This is a genomic window from Flavobacterium sp. JAS (assembly GCF_020991455.1).
Classification (GTDB): Bacteria; Bacteroidota; Bacteroidia; order Flavobacteriales; family Flavobacteriaceae; genus Flavobacterium.
This window is the reverse complement of the sequence record NZ_JAJMOX010000043.1, coordinates 1-1211: the sequence shown is the minus strand read 5'-3', so window position 1 is coordinate 1211 and position 1211 is coordinate 1. Positions and strand designations below refer to the sequence as shown.

1 protein-coding gene is annotated in these 1211 nt (G+C 29.6%); it reads right to left on the bottom strand.

The window, feature by feature from the left end:
- Nucleotides 1–6: 6 nt before the first annotated feature.
- Nucleotides 7–981, bottom strand: a complete 975-nt coding sequence (locus LPB88_RS23660) for an IS110 family transposase (protein ID WP_230718258.1) — start codon at nt 979–981, stop codon at nt 7–9.
- Between the last annotated feature and the right edge of the window lie 230 nt (nt 982–1211).

Sequence of the window (1211 nt, the reverse complement as noted above, 5' to 3'; positions counted from 1 at the left end):
CGATTTCTATGATAAAACCAAATCTTTTTGATAAGGGATTTGGTTTTTTATTACAGCAAAAACCCGATGGATTATTTTATTTCTTACAGCGTTTAAAACACTCATTTTATTTTTTCCTTCGTCAACTTTTCTGATGTAATATGTTCGTAAATCATTATCTGATCGAATTGCACTCATCGCTGCCAGATGTAGAATCGTTTTTAGATTTTTATCTGCAAGCATTGATACTCCAGGTCTTCTTTTTAATGATGTTCCGGATTGAAAATCGAAAGGCACGACTCCGCTGTAACATGCCATCTTTCTAGGATCGGTTATAGCTGTAAATCCTTCTGTTTTTGATAATAATGTCCATGATAAAACTTGACCCACTCCAGGAACAGATTTTATCAATTTCTGCTGTTGATTAAGATTTTCTTCGTTATGGATTATGTTTTCAATATCATTTTCTATAATTTTAATCTGGACTTCAATATTTTTAAGAAGCTTAGTATTTAAGTCCTTTAACTGTTTATCTAAGCCAATATTTTTCATGAGTTTATAATCATGCTGCTGAACCATCAATTGCTTTTTAATTTTTATTCTTGAAGCTCTTTCTGTTAATAGTATTTTTATCTTTTTAATAGAACAAGAGCTTGGTTTCCATTCTCTATTTTCCTGATAATTTTTTTCAATAAAATTGCAAATACGAAAAGCATCAATTTTATCATTTTTCCCCCTAACAAGTCCTATACTTTTTTTGATATGCAAAGCTGATATTACATAAACTTTAAAGTTGAATTTTTCAAGTACTTCAAACAAATTCCAATTGTATCTGCCTGTATTTTCCATGGCTATAATTACATTTTCTTTTGAATATCTTTTTAAAAAACGCTTTATATCCTGAAGGTTGTTTTTAATAGAAATGTAATTTATTGATTCTTCTTTAATACAGATATCTAAAGTCTTACTGCTGATATCAATGCCAATAATAATGTTTTTCATAACTTTGCTTTTACGATTTAACAAATGATTTGAGAAATTCATCATAAGCTCAACTCCTTAATAACGGGTCACTAGCCCAAATTTCTATCTGAGTCTTTGATGAAAGGGAAGCTAAAGTCTTAATCGAAATATGAGTCACAAGCTCGCAGGAACGAATAGTTTACTTTTGCTTCCTTTCTCAATCATAAATCTAATCAAATTTCAAAAAACAAATCTAAAGGAGGAACGAG